This window comes from Halomonas cupida (assembly GCF_900142755.1).
Classification (GTDB): Bacteria; Pseudomonadota; Gammaproteobacteria; order Pseudomonadales; family Halomonadaceae; genus Halomonas; species Halomonas cupida.
The window spans coordinates 18,910-34,223 of the sequence record NZ_FRCA01000006.1; the positions used below are offsets into that span (position 1 = coordinate 18,910).

Below are 15,314 nucleotides of genomic sequence, written 5' to 3' on the forward strand. Positions count from 1 at the left end.
GTTGAAAGCGCAGTCAGAAATAGCGTTTTGTTATTAAAATTCAATGAATTAAAATAGAAAACCCCTCTCCAGATGCTCATCACCATGACCTGAGTCATCGCCATCAAACTTGAGCTCCCCGAGAGCTTCGGTGCTGCACCATCCAGGCAAAGGCGGCGATGATTTCTCCCTGTTCGCGCATTCCCGTGGCAACTTCATGCCGTTTCGCTCAACCTTCTTTTGTCTGTTCGAGGGCCATTGCCAAGCTGGGTCGACAGTGAGTGGTGTCACTCGATCTCAGCGAGGAGCCATGGCCAGACACGACAACAGCTATAAACTGCTTTTCAGTGAACCGAGCATGGTCAGGGATCTGCTACTCGGCTATGTGCGCGAAGACTGGGTGGAGCGACTGGATTTCAACAGTCTGGAGAAGGTCAGCGGAAGTTATGTGTCTGACGACCTGAAGGACCGTGAGGACGACATCATCTGGAGAGTACGCTGGGGTGATGAGTGGCTTTATGTCTACCTTCTACTCGAATTCCAGAGCACTATTGACCCCTTCATGGCGGTGCGGGTGATGGCTTACGAGGCATTGCTCTACCAGGACTTGATCCGCCAGAAGGCACTCTGCCGAAACGGTAACCTGCCTCCAATACTCCCCATTGTGCTCTACAATGGTGAAAGGCGTTGGAACGCAGCCTGTGATGTCGCGGAACTGGTTGAGGACGTTCCCGGTGGATTGTCTCGATTTCGCCCGTCCCTGACCTACCTGCTGCTGGACGAGCAAGCCCTCGTCAGTCAGGAGAGCTTACCGGCAGCCACCCACAACCTGGTGACAACGCTGTTCAAGCTTGAGCGCCAGCGGCATCCAGAACAGTGGGTGGACCTGATCCGGCAACTCGTCGAATGGTTGAATGCCCCTGAACATGCGTCGCTGCGCCGCGCATTTACGGTATGGATTCGACGAGTGCTGTTGTCCAGTCGTCTGCCGAATCTCGATAATGACGAAATAAACGCACTTCAGGACCTCCATGAGGTGAACCATATGTTGGCAGAAAACATCAAGAGGTGGCCGGAATACTGGCGAGAGGACGCTCGTCGGGAGGGGTTGAAGGAAGGCCGAGAGCAAGGACTGGAGCAAGGACTGGAGCAAGGACTGGAGCAAGGACTGGAGCAAGGACTGGAACAAGGGCTGGAGCAAGGGCGAAGGCAGGGACAGGAGCAAGCAACACTCGAGACGGCATGCAATCTCATCACCCAGACCTCACTGGATGATGCCACCATTGCCAGCGCCACAGGTCTAAACCTGAGAATGGTCGAGACACTGAGACAGTCATTGCAGGATTGACCTGGACACCACGCAGTCAGGGTGTCCGGCCATCAACACTATCTTCCTCTCCCCTTCCCACCAGCGCAGCCTGCCGGGCTACACACTTCTGTGGCCTTGCTGGTTGCGCTGTTCAGTCCGGCGCCAGTCCCGGTTTCCACTGCCGGGACTCGATACCCCGGATTGCGATCTGCTGATCCTCATCCGAGGAAGCACCGCTGACACCCACGGCGCCGATCACCCGGTCATCACTGTCCAGAATCAGCACACCTCCAGCAACCGGCACGAAGCGTCCCTCTGCGGCAGCAGCCACCGAGGACAGAAATGCCGGGCGCAGTGCATTACGCTCGCCGATGGTACCGCTGGAGATGCCCATTCCCAGAGCCGCATTGGCCTTGCCCATGGCGACTGGAGCACGCAATGGACTGCACCCATCCTCGCGCTCAGCGACCACCACATGGCCACCGGTGTCCAGCACCACGATCGATAGCGGTGGCAATGCCCACTCACGTGCCAATGCCAGGCCGGCATCGATCAACTCCCTCACCTGCTGGCGCGGCAACTCCACCTTCGCTGCAAACACCTGTCCGGCCATGGTCTGTCCTCCAATGCATCGCTTGTTGTTGTGCAGCAGTCGTTTCCGAAAGGATCCCGGACTGCTGGAGAAAATGGATTGGACTGAATGAATTTTGAATTCATAATACCAAAAACCAGCAACGTCAAGCCCCTTGATATGGGGAAAATCGTCGTTATTACGCTGTTTCAGCGATGAAATTGCCGTATTGTTCCGCGCCTCAAGATGCGGCAAGGTACAGCGAACGGCTGTGACGCCGATACGACTCAGGAAATACAACATGGAAAAGATTCAGCCGCGCAGCCTGTATCTCGAAGTGGCCGACAGGGTCCGCGACCTGATCGAGCAGGGAGCACTGCTTCCCGGGGAAAAGATCGCCGAGAAGGAACTCTGCGAGCGCTTCGGCGTATCGCGCACTCCCCTGCGCGAGGCCCTCAAGGTGCTGACCTCCGAGGGCCTGGTGGAGAACCTGCCCAACCGGGGGTCGCGGGTGGTACGCCTGACACGCGAAGGCGTGCAGAATACCTATGATGTCATGGGCGCTCTGGAGGGGCTTTCCGGGGAGCTGGCCTGCAACTCCATCAGCGATGCCGAGATTGCTGCCATCCGCAGGCTTCACCAACGCATGCTGGGCCACTACCAGCGCAAGGAGCTCAAACCCTACTTCCAGGTCAATCAGCGGATACACGAGGCCATCCTCGCCGCGTCACGCAATGAAGTACTCAGCGAGATGTACAACAATCTCAGCCAGCGAGTGAAACGTATCCGCTACAGCGTGGAAATGGGTGAAGACAACTGGGCCCAGGCCGTTGCCGACCATGAAGCCATGCTCGAGGCACTGGAAGCCCGTGATGGCCCGAAGCTGGGTACGATCCTGCGCAAGCATCTACGCCACAAGCTGGAGGTGGCTGCGGTATCCGGCATCATCGACGACTGAACACTGCCGTCACCAGTCCTCCAGTCGCATGGCAGCACGTTCGAGCCGCTGCCCTTCCGCATCGATCTCGCGCAACTGTTCACTGATGGTCGACAGGTGCTCGAGGGCGATGCGACGCGCCAACTGTGGCTTGCCCTCGACCACGGCACGGTGCAAACGCGCATGTTGACGATTGATCATGTCTCGGGAGTCGGGACGGTGATACAGGTGGCGGACCGAGGCAAACACCGAACTCAACAACAGGTCGGTGAGGCTGGACAAGGTGTGCATCAACACCGGGTTGTGTGATGCCTGACAGATGGCCAGATGGAAGGCGTGATCCAATCGTGCCAGGCGCCCGACATCAATACTCTCGGCCTGCTCCACATAGTCGGCCATCTCCCGATAGCGGCGGGTGATCAACACTCGATCGGACGGCGTGCCACGGTTGGCCGCCAGGCTTGCCGACTCGCCTTCCAGCAGGGCCCGGACTTCCAACAGATCGTAGAGTGTCCTCGGATGCTCACGAAACAGGTGCATCAACGGCGTGACATGCGGCGCTTCCACCAGCGGAGCCACTTCCGACCCCCGCCCCTGACGTGTGATGATGATGCCCTTGCTGCGTAACGTTCCCAGGGCCTCGCGCAGCGATGATCGTGCCACCCCCAGCCGCTCACAGAGACGGCGTTCGGATGGCAGCAACTGACCAGGCCGAAAGACACCGTCGAGAATCAAGGTTTCCAATCGCGAGGCAATCGCCTGAGGAGTACTCGACGGTTTCAGGCGTTCGGTATCATCCATCCTGTTGCTCCCCCCTCTTGTCTCCAGCAAGCTCTCTGGTTTACAGCCTCACCACAGCACCTGCGAAAGGTCTGTAATACTCTGAATCAATGAGGAATCATCCGCTACAGGGCGTAGATCTCGTACCCAACGGACGGAAATAACTGGTCAGACCAGCAAACCAGAATCTGGACAGCATCGTCAAGGACGCGCAGATTGGAGTCTGCTGGCAACGATCGATTTCACAACAATCAGTTCAACAACCAGCAATTCCACGACAACCATGTCTCGACGACCATGTCACGAAAACAGGCGTTGTCTGGCCAGAGGTGTCCTCACCGGCCGCCTTTCGACAAAAACTGACGTCCAGTACAGATCAGAATGGGGAAGCCCATGAACATCCTTCACGACGCCCGCCTTGATGGCGAACTCGTGCAGCATGACCGTGCCGAAGTGCTGGCAGCGCTCTCCCGGGCGGCCCCCGGCTTGACACTGCTGCACCGGGAGGAGGACCTGCGCCCCTTCGAATGTGATGGCCTGGCCGCCTACCGAGTGCTGCCGATGCTGGTGGCCCTACCCGAGACGCTCGACCAGGTCGAGGCGCTACTGCGCAAGTGTCATGAGGTCCGCGTTCCTGTGGTCACCCGCGGTGCCGGAACTGGGCTTTCTGGTGGCGCTCTGCCCCTTGAGCAGGGCGTGCTGTTGGTCATGTCACGCTTCAACCGGATTCTCGAGATCGATGCCGATGCGCGCATTGCTCGCGTTCAACCCGGTGTGCGCAATCTAGCAATCTCCGAGGCCGTAGCACCCCATGGGCTCTATTACGCCCCGGACCCTTCCTCACAGATCGCCTGCTCGATCGGTGGCAACGTGGCCGAGAATGCCGGCGGCGTTCACTGCCTCAAGTACGGATTGACGGTGCACAATGTTCTGAGCATCGACGTCATGACCATCGAAGGGGAGCGCATGACCATCGGCTCCTCTGCACTCGACAGCCCCGGCTTCGACCTTCTCGCACTGATGATGGGCTCGGAAGGTATGCTCGGAGTGGTCACGGAAGTGACCGTCAAACTCCTGCCCAGACCCGAGACAGCGAAAGTGCTGATGGCAAGCTTCGATGACATCGAGAAGGCCGGCTCCGCCGTCGGAGCGATCATTGCCGCCGGCATCATTCCCGGTGGACTGGAGATGATGGATAACCTCGCCATTCGCGCCGCCGAGGACTTCATTAATGCTGGCTACCCCGTGGAAGCCGAAGCCATTCTGCTGTGCGAGCTGGATGGCGTCGAGGCCGATGTCCAGCAGGATATCGACACGGTTCGCGGCGTGCTCGAGACTTCCGGAGCTACCGGCATCCAACTGGCCCGTGATGAAGCCGAACGTGCACGCTTCTGGGCCGGACGCAAGAATGCCTTCCCCGCGGTCGGTCGCATGTCGCCGGACTACTACTGCATGGACGGCACCATTCCCAGACGCGAGCTGCCCCGTGTGCTCAAGGGCATCAGCCAGCTGTCCGAGGAATATGGCCTGCGGGTGGCCAATGTCTTTCATGCCGGTGACGGCAACATGCACCCACTGATCCTGTTCGACGCCAACCGCGAAGGCGAGCTGGCCACCGCTGAAGCGCTCGGCGGCAAGATCCTCGAGCTATGTGTTGAAGCCGGCGGCTCGATTACCGGGGAACACGGCGTCGGCCGCGAGAAGATCAATCAGATGTGCGCCCAGTTCGGCAGCCTGGAAATCACCGCCTTCCATGCGGTCAAGAGAGCCTTTGATGCACATGGATTGCTCAACCCGGGCAAGAACATCCCCACCCTCGCCCGCTGCGCCGAATTCGGCGCCATGCACGTCCACAACAACGAACTGCCGCACCCGGAACTGCCGCGCTTTTGAGGAAATCCCATGTCAGTGACTGCACCCTCCATGGCCCCGCACGACGACCTCGTCAATCTCGCCGAGCGTCTTCAGCAGGCGGATCGTGACGGCAGCGCCATTCGCATCGAAGGTGGCGGAACGCGATACTTCACCGGCCGCCAGGTGACGGGAGAAGTGCTCAGCACACGCCAGCATCGCGGCATCACCAGCTATGACCCGGTCGAGCTGATCGTTTCCGTACGCTCCGGCACCCTTCTGCAGGAGCTCGAGGCCAGCCTGGCCGAACAGGGCCAGATGCTGCCCTTCGAACCACCCCGGCTGGGCGAGCAAGGCACCATCGGAGGCATGGTTGCCAGCGGGCTGTCCGGCCCGCGGCGCCCCTGGGCTGGTGCCGTGCGTGACTTCGTACTTGGCATGCGAGTGCTCGATCACCAGGGCCGCGAGCAACGCTTCGGCGGCGAAGTGATGAAGAATGTCGCCGGGTATGACCTGTCTCGACTGATGGTCGGCGCCCAGGGAAGCCTGGGGTTGATCACCGAGGTATCCCTCAAGGTACTGCCGATCGCCGGCACCAGTCGCAGCCTGCGCCTCGAGATGTCCCGCGACCAGGCCATGCAGAAGCTATCCGTCTGGGGGCGCAAACCACTGCCGTTGAGCGGCGCCACCTGGCATGACGGAGCCCTGCACCTGCGTCTGGAAGGCGGGCCGGGCTCCGTGACAGACACCGCGGCCATGATCGGTGGAGACAGGCTCGATGACCGTTACTGGCAGCAACTGCGGGACTGGCAGCTGCCACTCTTCTCGCGGGAATCTCTCCACACGGACCCACGTCCACTGTGGCGATTGTCCCTGCCCGCCCAGACACCACCGCTGCCGTTACCGGAACTCGAGGATGCCATACAGATTGATGACTGGGCCGGCTGTCAGCGCTGGCTACGCACAGACATCGACGCCACAACACTGCGTGAGGCCTGTACTCGGGCAGGCGGCCATGCCACCTGCTTCACCCCGGGACACACCACCCCCTTCACGCCCCTGGCCTCAGCAGTAGCGCGCTATCACCGCCAGCTCAAGCAGCAACTGGACCCCAGGGGCATCTTCAACCCCGGTCGGTTATATCCCGACCTCTAGAGGGTATGCCCCCCAACGCTCCCGTGCTCTGTCTTCAATTGCCTGTCTTCAGCCATCTATCTTCAACGACAAATAGCCACCGGGCCAACGCAGCCCGAGAGCCATCAGGACCAGCACAAGATGCAAACCAACTTCAGCGACAGCCAGCGCCAGCAACCGCACATACGCCAGGCCGAGAAGGTTCTGCGTACCTGCGTACACTGTGGCTTCTGCAATGCCACCTGCCCCACCTATCAGTTGCTCGGGGACGAACGCGATGGGCCTCGCGGACGTATCTATCTGATGAAGGAGCTACTCGAGAGCCACGACGACGATGACCAGATCACCGACGAGACGCGTCTGCACCTCGATCGATGCCTGACCTGCCGTAACTGTGAAACCACCTGCCCATCCGGCGTCGAGTATCACAAGCTGCTGGATATCGGCCGAGCCGAAATCGAGCGTCGTGCACCACGTTCGATGGCAGACAAGGCATTGCGCTTCAGCCTGCGCAAGGCGTTGGTCGAGCCGGCTCGCTTCAAGTCGTTGTTGGCCATGGGCCAGATATTCCGCCCGTTGGTACCAGGCGCGCTCAAGGACAAGATGCCAGCCCCTGCGGCGACTCCCGGAAAGCGCCCTGATGGACGTGGCCAGCCGCGCCAGATGCTGATTCTCGAAGGCTGCGTGCAGCCGGGACTATCCCCCAACACCAATGCCGCCACCGCCAGAGTGCTGGAACGCCTCGGTATCGGCCTGACACCAACACCCCAGGCCGGATGCTGCGGCGCCATCGACTACCACCTCAGCGCGCTGGAGGCTGGACGTGAGCGCGCACGCCGCAACATCGACGCCTGGCTGCCACAGCTTGAGGCGGGTTGCGAGGCCATCATCCAGACCGCCAGCGGTTGTGGTGCCTTCGTCAAGGAATACGCCGAAATCCTCGCCGATGATCCGCAATATGCCGACAAGGCACGCCAGGTCAGCAACGCCACCCTGGATCTGGTCGAAGTGCTCAACAGGGAGGCTCTGGACAGCCTGACCCTCAAGGCTGACCAGCGTCTCGCCTTCCACTGCCCCTGCACGCTTCAGCACGCCCAGCAACTGGGCGGTGCAGTAGAGCAGGTGCTCGACAGATTAGGCTTCGAACTCACCCCGATACAGGATGCCCACCTGTGTTGCGGCTCTGCGGGTACCTATTCGATCACCCAGCCCCAGCTATCGAAGCAGCTGCGTGACAACAAGATGGCAGCGCTCGAGGCAGGCAAGCCCGAGATGATAGTGACCGCCAACATCGGCTGCCAGACGCATCTGGCCTCGGCCCGCCGGACACCGGTACGTCACTGGATCGAGGTCGTGGATGAAGCGCTGGTCAGCTAGTCGGCTGTCGGAATTCAGCTTGCTGGCAGAGGTGCGACAGGACGCCACTGTGCACAACCGGACAAAGAGTGACTAGACTGCAAATGCAGAAATAATTTCCATTAAACAATTCATGCTGCTGGAGACTCACCAATGCCAACAAAATCCTACCTCGACCAACAACAGGTCAGCGCCATCCTCGATGCCGCCGAGCGCGAGGCACAAGGCAACAATTTCGCCGTTACCATTGCCGTAGCCGACGATGGTGGCTACCTGCTGGGCCTGCGCCGCCTGGACGGCGCGGCCCCCTTCAGCGCAGAAGTCGCGGCTGCCAAGGCCCGTGCCGCCGCTATCGGACGCAAGGAAACCCAGATCTTCGAGGACATGATCAACAACGGACGTAACGCCTTTCTCTCCGCACCGATGCAAGGGCTGATGTCCGGCGGACTGCCGATTCGTATTGATGGCCAGGTGGCCGGCAGTGTCGGGGTCTCGGGCGTCAAGCCGGAGCAGGATATCCAGGTGGCCAGAGCCGGCGTTACCGCCGTCGCCTGATATTCTGTCCCACTAGTTTCTTCCACGACTTTCTCCCACGACTTTCTCCCACTACCCCCTCCCACCGTTTTCGACATACTCTGAACGCCCCCTCCTGGGTTGGACACTGATCCAGCCCAGGAGGGGTTTTTCATGGCAGTCTGCTGCATGGCTGCACTTTCCATGCAAGCCAAAATTATCTTTATAAACAGTCATATGAACTTAATCACCCGATGCATAAAGAATATCTTATGTGGTCAGAAAATATTCCCGAAAAAGTCACGAAACTGAACTAGCATGATCATCTGTAACAACTCACCTTTCCTTGGCCGCAGGCCAGGCCCATGAAGACACGCAGGCCCGGCTTGTTCACAGCCCCACGCGACAATCACAGGGAGTCAGCGATATGCCGGGTTATTACGAGTTGAAGAAGACCGATGCCGACAAGTACCACTTCACTCTCAAGTCGGGGAACCATCAGGTCATCCTCACCAGCCAGCAATACAAGACGCGCAAGTCTGCCGAGAACGGCATCGAGTCCTGTCGCAAGAACAGCGAGATTGACGAGCGTTTTGAGCGAAAAGCGGCGAAGAATGGACAGCCATACTTCAGCCTCAAGGCCAGCAATGGCCAGATCATCGGCAGCAGCGAGATGTACAACACTGAAGCTGCGCGCGACAAGGGGATCCAGTCGGTCAAGACCAACGGCCAGGCACCCACCAAGGTAAAGGAGTAGGATCAGTCCTCCTCGCCTTCGGCCAGCGTCGGAGGCGAGTTCAGCCGTCCCACCGGCACATGTACGGAAGGCAGGATGTCGCTGGTATCCGTCAGATGGGACGACTGATCATCAAAGAAGATATCGGGCTGGATGATACCGAGCACATGGTGCTTGGCAATGCCGCCGAGAAAATAGGCTTCATTGACCGTGACACCCCAGTCACGCAGGGTATGCACAACGCGCTCATGAGCAGGCGCATTGCGCGCCGTGACGATCGACACCCTCATGCGCGGCTGATAGCCCCCTCCCGAGTCCCTGACATGATCCTTCTCACGCTGCTGGACCACAGCCAGTCTGCGGATCAGATCCGCCAGTACCCCAGGCGCGGCAGGCTCTTCCGCATGCTCTCTCTCATGCTCGAGAAAGGCTTCCAGCCCCTGCTTCTGGAAGATCATCTCCGAGGCATCGCTGGCCAGCACGCCATCGAAATCAAAGGCGATATGCAACTCCTCGCGCTCATCGACCAGCGGATTGCGTGAAGGCATGACCCGCCCCGCCGGATACCCCGCAGCAATGGCATGATCCACATCTTCCCGGTTGGCCGATAGAAACAGGCTGATGTTCAGCGCCGGAATGAAGCGATGAGGATAGCGGCCCTGCAGAAAGATGGCACGGGTGATGCCCAGTTGATGATGTTCGATGGAGCGCATCACGCGTAGCCCGGTATCGGGATCATTGCGTGACAGCAACACCACCTCGATCAACGGATCCTCGGGAGCCAACTCATTCAGCGACAACAGTTTGCGGATAAAGGCGAAAGCCACTCCTGGCGCCAGTGTCTCACTCTCATGTTCCCGCTGATGGAGACGATAGGCCTCCTCCCCCTGCTCACGAAAGACACGGTCAGAGGCCGAGAGGTCGAACAGCGCACTGGATGCCAGGCCGATTACCAGGCGATCAGCGAGTTCATAAGGCATGGTCTTCTCTCCCTGTGATGCCGCATTGGTCCCATTTATCGCCTCGAACTCAAGGCGTTATGCGCTCTCCGGCGATCCAGCTCAGAAAACGCTGCTTGGCGCGAGTGGGCGTCGCCGGATGCGTGTCGACAACGTCATAGCCCAGTTTCGTGGCAACACGGTGCCCCTCGACCTCGACCAGAAATCCCTGTGCAATGAGATCATCCACCAGTCCCTGCCATCCCAGAGCAATGCCCTGCCCGGCAATCGCCGCCTGAATCAGCAACGTATAGTTGTCGAAGGTCAGCGCCGGAGTCGGATCCTTGCGCCCCTCGCCGAGGCGCTGGAAGAACGCAGGCCAATCCAGCCAGCGCTGCCCGGCATTGACACTCAACGCCAACAATGGCGCCTGCTGCAGAAGCTTCGACTCACTCGTGCCTTGCGCTTCCTGCAGCAGTGACGGACTGCACACCGGGAACACCTGCTCGCCCATCAGCCTGAGTCGTCCAGCCTGGTCAGGTTCGTTGCTGAACACAATAGCCACATCGGCGGCACTGTCACGCCAACTGACATCACCATGGTTGGTCAGCAATTGTACGTCGATATCCGGGAACTCACGCCGGAAGCGTGGCAGACGCGGCAACAGCCAGTAGGAAGCTACCGAGAAGTCAGTCATCAAGGACAGGCTCGATTGCTGCCGTTGCTGCTGAATTCTCTCCAGTGCCTGCTCAATACGGCCGAACCCCTCCTCAACCCCGATCTGCAGAAGGACGCCCGCATCCGTCAGGCGCACTCCGCGATAGACCCGCTCGAAGAGCTTGACGCCCAGCACGTCCTCCAGCGCCTTGACGCTCTGACTGACCGCCGACTGTGTCGAACGCAGTTCACGCGCTGCAGCGGTGAAGCTCAAATGGCGGGCGGCAGCCTCGAACACCCAGAGCCCGTTGGGCGAGAGACGCTTCTGCTTCAACAGCATTAACTCACCTTATGTCAGTCATTAAAAAACAGGGAATTTACAGCAGTACAGATTAGCTAGAAGAATGTAATACCGCATCCCTCAGAGAGCGGATGGACGTCGGTAACCGAGTCGCTCAGCCCGAAGACCCTGCCGGACCGACACAAGCGCATCAGCACAGGGCCTGTTGACGAGCCCAACCACCCGAGGAGTAATGCATGACTTCACGACCTCACATCCTGTTTCTCATGGCCGATCAACTGGCAGCATCCAGCCTGCCATTTCACGGCCATCCTCTGGTCAAGACGCCCAATCTGTCGCGCCTTGCCGAGCAGGGCGTGGTGTTTGATTCGGCCTACTGCAACAGCCCCTTGTGCGCGCCCTCACGCTTTGCCTTGATGACCGGCCGTCTGCCGTCACGCACGGGAGGCTTCGACAATGCCGCCGACCTGCCGGCAGATACTCCAACCTTTGCGCACTACCTGCGGGATGCCGGCTACACAACCGCGCTATCCGGCAAGATGCACTTCTGCGGACCGGATCAGTTGCATGGTTTCGAGCGCCGGCTGACCAGCGACATCTACCCCGCGGATTATGGCTGGTATGTGGATTGGGACCACCCGGAAGAGCGTCCGAGTTATTACCACAACATGTCCTCGGTACAACAGGCCGGCCCTTGCGTACGTTCCAACCAGCTCGACTTCGATGATGAAGTGACCTTTCAGGCGCGTCGTTTCCTGCATGACTATGCGCGCAGCAAGGAAACCCGTCCCTTCTGCCTGACGGTATCACTGACTCACCCCCACGACCCCTACACCATTCCGCGTAAATGGTGGGATCGCTACGATCATGACGCCATCGACATGCCATCGCTGAGCTGGCAGCAGGTGCCCCATGACCCGCATTCCGAGCGACTGCGCCATGTCTATCAGCTCGACGCCAACACGCTGAACGACGAGCAGATCCGCAATGCCCGGCACGCCTACTACGGAGCCATCAGCTATGTCGATGACCAGTTGGGGGCAGTGCTCGAGGCGCTGGAAGAAAGCGGCCTGGCCGAGGACACGATTGTGGTGTTCTCCGGTGACCATGGTGACATGCTGGGTGAGCGCGGCCTCTGGTACAAGATGAGCTGGTTCGAGGACTCCGCCCGGGTGCCGATGATCGTTCATGCCCCGGGGCGCTTCAGCCCCCACCGCGTCTCACAGTCCGTCTCCACTCTCGACCTGCTGCCGACATTCGTCGAGCTGACCCACCCGCAGGGCGCTCCTGATTATCCGGTACCGATTGATGGGCACAGTCTGCTGCCACACCTGACAGGCTCGGGCGGCCACGATGAGGTCATTGGCGAGTACATGGCCGAAGGAGCCATCGCACCGCTGATCATGATTCGTCGTGGTGAATACAAGTATGTGCATTCTCCCTGCGACCCGGATCAGCTCTTCAATCTCGCCGATGACCCACAGGAACTCGACAATCTCGCAGAGCAGCCGGCCCAGGCCGAGCGCGTAGCGGCATTCCGCCGCGAAGTCGAACAACGCTGGGATCTCGACGCTCTACACCAGCAGGTACTGGAAAGCCAGCGTCGACGGAGGATGATCGCCCGTGCCCTGAGTCGCGGAGAGGTCAAGGCCTGGGACCACCAACCGTTCGTTGATGCCAGCACTCAGTACATGCGCAACACCATCGATCTCGATGACCTGGAGAAACGCGCGCGCTTCCCGCAGGTTGAGTGAAGTCATCAACCCGGCAAGCTCTGGTGTCGGGTTGATCGCAGCACAGGGAAGTGTCGCCATCGGCCACCAGGCCGAGGCGTGCCCTTGCCACACCAGCAGACCCTCGCATCTGCGCCAGTGTGGCAAGGGTGACAATAAAATCGATCAGGGTAACCCGTTTGATTGCCACGTTAATGAGACATGCTCCCCTGACAACAACAATACGAGGTAGCCATGACCGTTTCCGATAGAGATGCCCAACCGGGCAATCGCCTCAACAGTGCCGTGTTCCACGGCTCTGTTGCCGGCATTGTGGTGTTCCTGGCCTATACCATGCTGTTCACCGAACATGCCACGGCCTTCTTCAATGCCGGTCTCAACTGGATCGGCAACACCTTCGGCTGGTACTACATGCTGGCCGTTGCCGCCTACCTGGTGTTCGTGATCGTCATCGGGTTGTCGCGCTTCGGGCGCATTCGACTTGGCCCGGACCACTCACGGCCGGAGTTCTCGCTACTCTCCTGGTCGGCGATGCTGTTCGCCGCAGGCCTGGGTGGTGCGATCCTGTTCTTCGTGGTCTCCGAACCGCTGACCCATTATCTCAACCCCCCTTTCGCTGAAGCCTCCACCGAGGCCGCGCGACGCCATGCCGTAGTACAGACCTACTTTCACTGGGGCATGTCCGGCTGGGGGCTCTACGTGTTGATGGGAATGGCGCTGGCCTATTTCAGTTATCGCCACCGCCTGCCGTTGGCGATCCGCTCCACGCTTTACCCACTGCTCGGCCAGCGTATCCATGGACCGATCGGTAATGCCGTCGATATCGCCGCCGTGCTGGCTACTGTGTTCGGTATCGCCACCGCTCTGGGGATCGGCGTGATTCAGATGAACTATGGCCTGACCTGGCTGTTCGGGGTCCCGGAAGGACTGGCTGCGCAGAGCGGTCTGATTGTGCTGGTGGTGGTCATGGCCACTCTATCGGTGGTCAGCGGGGTCGACCGCGGTATTCGCATGCTGTCCGAGTTCAATCTCTACCTGGTCGGCGCGCTTGTACTGTTCGTGCTCTTTCAGGGCGATACGCTCAAGGGCCTCAACCAGTTGGTGCAGAATGTCGGAGACTACCTGGTGAGCCTGCCGGGAATGTCTTTCCACACCTACGCCTACGATGATGACAAGAGCGGTTGGTTCAGCGCCTGGACCGTGTTCTTCTGGGGCTGGTGGATTGCCTGGGCCCCCTTCGTCGGACTGTTTCTCGCGCGTATCTCGCGGGGGCGTACCATTCGCCAGTTCGTTGCCGGAGCGCTGTTCATTCCGCTGATCTTTGTCATGATCATGATGTCGGTGTTCGGCAATAGCGGGATCAATATGGTTGATCAGGGCCTTGTCGAACTCGGCGAGCAAGCGATCAACATGCCCCAGGCAACCATCTATACCTTTCTCGAGCAACTTCCCTGGGTCAAGCTCACCGCCAGCCTGGTGACATTGCTCAGCATCGTGTTCTTCGTCACGTCCGCCGACTCCGGTGCTCTGGTGTTGTCGAACTTCACCTATCTGCTGCGCGACGTGAACCACGATGCCCCTATCCCGCTACGCATCTTCTGGTCGGCGGTGATCGGCCTGATCACTCTGGCGCTGCTGATGAGCGGAGGTCTACGCACCCTGCAGAGTGCCGTGGTAATCACCGCCCTGCCGTTCTCGTTGGTCATATTCATGACCATGTTCGCGCTGGTTCGCTCACTGAAGAGCGAAGCCAGCAAAGCCGACAGCCGGCTGCATATTGCCTCTCATCAGGCATCACGCAGTGACTGGCGCGAGCGTCTCGACCGCACCCTGGACGCCTCCACTCGCAACGGCGCCGAGGCCACCCTCCAGTACGCCATTCGCCCGGCACTGGCCGAGTTCGCCGAGGAGATGCGCAACCGCGGTATGGAGGCCGCTCTCGAGGAAGGTGAACAGTCGGACCACCAGCCAGCCTGCCCCACGCTACGTGTCGACTTCGAGGGAGCACCGCCCTTCATCTATGCCGTCAAACCGCTAAGCATGAAGCCACCAAGTTTCCTGCCCGCTGATGATGACTACTATCTGCGACTCGACGTACACCTCAGCGAAGGCGGCATCGGCCAGGACCTGAATGGCTATACGCGCCAGGAAGTGCTGCATGACATTCTCAATGAATATCAGCGTCACCTGCACTTCCTCACCGATCAGCAGGATCAACTGGAGACGCTGCCGGGCATGGCTCACCTGGGACAACCCGAGCCAGCGGAAGAGGCGCCCTCAGCGCCAGTGAAGATGTAGGGCATCCAGCTGCGAGCTTCGAGCCGCGAGCCACGAGCTCGCTCCGTGCCAAACTGGCAATTCCACGCCTTTCTTCGGGAACCGGGGTTCGGGGTTCGGGGTTCGGGGTTCGGGGTTCAAGCTCGAGCGTAGCGTACTCGTAGCTCGTCGCTCGTAGCTGGGGTCCATGCTCGAGCGTAGCGTACTCGAAGCTCGCAGCTCGTAGCTGGGGTCCATGCTCG

13 protein-coding genes are annotated in these 15,314 nt (G+C 59.8%); 9 read left to right on the forward strand and 4 right to left on the reverse strand.

All coding sequences use genetic code 11. The features are described 5' to 3' along the window. The first annotated feature begins 289 nt into the window (after positions 1 to 289). Positions 290 to 1,327: an Rpn family recombination-promoting nuclease/putative transposase gene (locus tag BUE38_RS12025; RefSeq protein ID WP_073435661.1), complete on the forward strand. Its 1,038-nt coding sequence runs from the start codon at positions 290 to 292 to the stop codon at positions 1,325 to 1,327. A gap of 112 nt (positions 1,328 to 1,439) precedes the next feature. Here BUE38_RS12025 and BUE38_RS12030 read toward each other — a convergent pair whose 3' ends face one another. After that, a complete protein-coding gene (locus BUE38_RS12030) occupies positions 1,440 to 1,901 on the reverse strand; it encodes a GlcG/HbpS family heme-binding protein (protein ID WP_073435474.1) in 462 nt (153 codons plus the stop codon). Between the two features lie 259 nt (positions 1,902 to 2,160). Between BUE38_RS12030 and BUE38_RS12035 the strand changes: the two genes are divergently transcribed. Further along, entirely contained in the window at positions 2,161 to 2,817 is a 657-nt protein-coding gene (locus BUE38_RS12035) for a GntR family transcriptional regulator (protein ID WP_073435475.1), read from the forward strand. 9 nt (positions 2,818 to 2,826) lie between these two features. Here the strand turns inward: BUE38_RS12035 and glcC are convergent, their stop codons facing one another. Beyond that, on the reverse strand, positions 2,827 to 3,597 hold the full coding sequence (gene glcC, locus BUE38_RS12040; protein WP_073435476.1) for a transcriptional regulator GlcC: 771 nt from the start codon (positions 3,595 to 3,597) through the stop codon (positions 2,827 to 2,829). Between the two features lie 372 nt (positions 3,598 to 3,969). Between glcC and glcD the strand changes: the two genes are divergently transcribed. From glcD to BUE38_RS12065, 5 genes are all read left to right on the forward strand, one after another. After that, entirely contained in the window at positions 3,970 to 5,469 is a 1,500-nt protein-coding gene (glcD, locus tag BUE38_RS12045; protein WP_073435477.1) for a glycolate oxidase subunit GlcD, read from the forward strand. A gap of 9 nt (positions 5,470 to 5,478) precedes the next feature. Further along, positions 5,479 to 6,582, forward strand: a complete 1,104-nt coding sequence (gene glcE, locus BUE38_RS12050; protein ID WP_073435478.1) for a glycolate oxidase subunit GlcE — start codon at positions 5,479 to 5,481, stop codon at positions 6,580 to 6,582. 120 nt (positions 6,583 to 6,702) lie between these two features. Continuing rightward, positions 6,703 to 7,938 carry a glycolate oxidase subunit GlcF gene (glcF, locus tag BUE38_RS12055; protein ID WP_073435479.1) on the forward strand — a complete coding sequence of 412 codons (1,236 nt, stop codon included), beginning with the start codon at positions 6,703 to 6,705 and terminating at the stop codon, positions 7,936 to 7,938. A 132-nt stretch (positions 7,939 to 8,070) separates the two neighbouring features. Next, positions 8,071 to 8,472 (forward strand): heme-binding protein, encoded by a 402-nt coding sequence (locus tag BUE38_RS12060; RefSeq protein ID WP_073435480.1) that lies wholly within the window; start codon positions 8,071 to 8,073, stop codon positions 8,470 to 8,472. Between the two features lie 385 nt (positions 8,473 to 8,857). Then, positions 8,858 to 9,187, forward strand: coding sequence for a YegP family protein (locus BUE38_RS12065; RefSeq protein ID WP_073435481.1), 330 nt, complete (start codon positions 8,858 to 8,860; stop codon positions 9,185 to 9,187). Between the two features lie 2 nt (positions 9,188 to 9,189). Here BUE38_RS12065 and BUE38_RS12070 read toward each other — a convergent pair whose 3' ends face one another. Together BUE38_RS12070 and BUE38_RS12075 are read right to left on the reverse strand one after the other, a co-directional pair. Further along, positions 9,190 to 10,146, reverse strand: coding sequence for a 5'-nucleotidase (locus BUE38_RS12070; protein WP_073435482.1), 957 nt, complete (start codon positions 10,144 to 10,146; stop codon positions 9,190 to 9,192). A 49-nt stretch (positions 10,147 to 10,195) separates the two neighbouring features. After that, a complete protein-coding gene (locus BUE38_RS12075; RefSeq protein ID WP_073435483.1) occupies positions 10,196 to 11,101 on the reverse strand; it encodes a LysR substrate-binding domain-containing protein in 906 nt (301 codons plus the stop codon). A 197-nt stretch (positions 11,102 to 11,298) separates the two neighbouring features. Here BUE38_RS12075 and betC point away from each other — a divergent pair, with 197 nt between their 5' ends. After that, complete coding sequence (betC, locus tag BUE38_RS12080) at positions 11,299 to 12,816, forward strand: choline-sulfatase (protein ID WP_073435484.1); 1,518 nt, start codon at positions 11,299 to 11,301, stop codon at positions 12,814 to 12,816. A gap of 213 nt (positions 12,817 to 13,029) precedes the next feature. Then, complete coding sequence (betT, locus tag BUE38_RS12085) at positions 13,030 to 15,093, forward strand: choline BCCT transporter BetT (protein ID WP_073435485.1); 2,064 nt, start codon at positions 13,030 to 13,032, stop codon at positions 15,091 to 15,093. Positions 15,094 to 15,314: the final 221 nt, after the last annotated feature.

What these genes read in the sequence shown, in the direction of transcription:
- BUE38_RS12025 (WP_073435661.1), top strand. Translation starts at nt 290, where the DNA reads ATGGCCAGACACGACAACAGCTATAAACTGCTTTTCAGTGAACCGAGC.
- BUE38_RS12030 (WP_073435474.1), bottom strand. Translation starts at nt 1,901, where the DNA reads ATGGCCGGACAGGTGTTTGCAGCGAAGGTGGAGTTGCCGCGCCAGCAG.
- BUE38_RS12035 (WP_073435475.1), top strand. Translation starts at nt 2,161, where the DNA reads ATGGAAAAGATTCAGCCGCGCAGCCTGTATCTCGAAGTGGCCGACAGG.
- glcC (WP_073435476.1), bottom strand. Translation starts at nt 3,597, where the DNA reads ATGGATGATACCGAACGCCTGAAACCGTCGAGTACTCCTCAGGCGATT.
- glcD (WP_073435477.1), top strand. Translation starts at nt 3,970, where the DNA reads ATGAACATCCTTCACGACGCCCGCCTTGATGGCGAACTCGTGCAGCAT.
- glcE (WP_073435478.1), top strand. Translation starts at nt 5,479, where the DNA reads ATGTCAGTGACTGCACCCTCCATGGCCCCGCACGACGACCTCGTCAAT.
- glcF (WP_073435479.1), top strand. Translation starts at nt 6,703, where the DNA reads ATGCAAACCAACTTCAGCGACAGCCAGCGCCAGCAACCGCACATACGC.
- BUE38_RS12060 (WP_073435480.1), top strand. Translation starts at nt 8,071, where the DNA reads ATGCCAACAAAATCCTACCTCGACCAACAACAGGTCAGCGCCATCCTC.
- BUE38_RS12065 (WP_073435481.1), top strand. Translation starts at nt 8,858, where the DNA reads ATGCCGGGTTATTACGAGTTGAAGAAGACCGATGCCGACAAGTACCAC.
- BUE38_RS12070 (WP_073435482.1), bottom strand. Translation starts at nt 10,146, where the DNA reads ATGCCTTATGAACTCGCTGATCGCCTGGTAATCGGCCTGGCATCCAGT.
- BUE38_RS12075 (WP_073435483.1), bottom strand. Translation starts at nt 11,101, where the DNA reads ATGCTGTTGAAGCAGAAGCGTCTCTCGCCCAACGGGCTCTGGGTGTTC.
- betC (WP_073435484.1), top strand. Translation starts at nt 11,299, where the DNA reads ATGACTTCACGACCTCACATCCTGTTTCTCATGGCCGATCAACTGGCA.
- betT (WP_073435485.1), top strand. Translation starts at nt 13,030, where the DNA reads ATGACCGTTTCCGATAGAGATGCCCAACCGGGCAATCGCCTCAACAGT.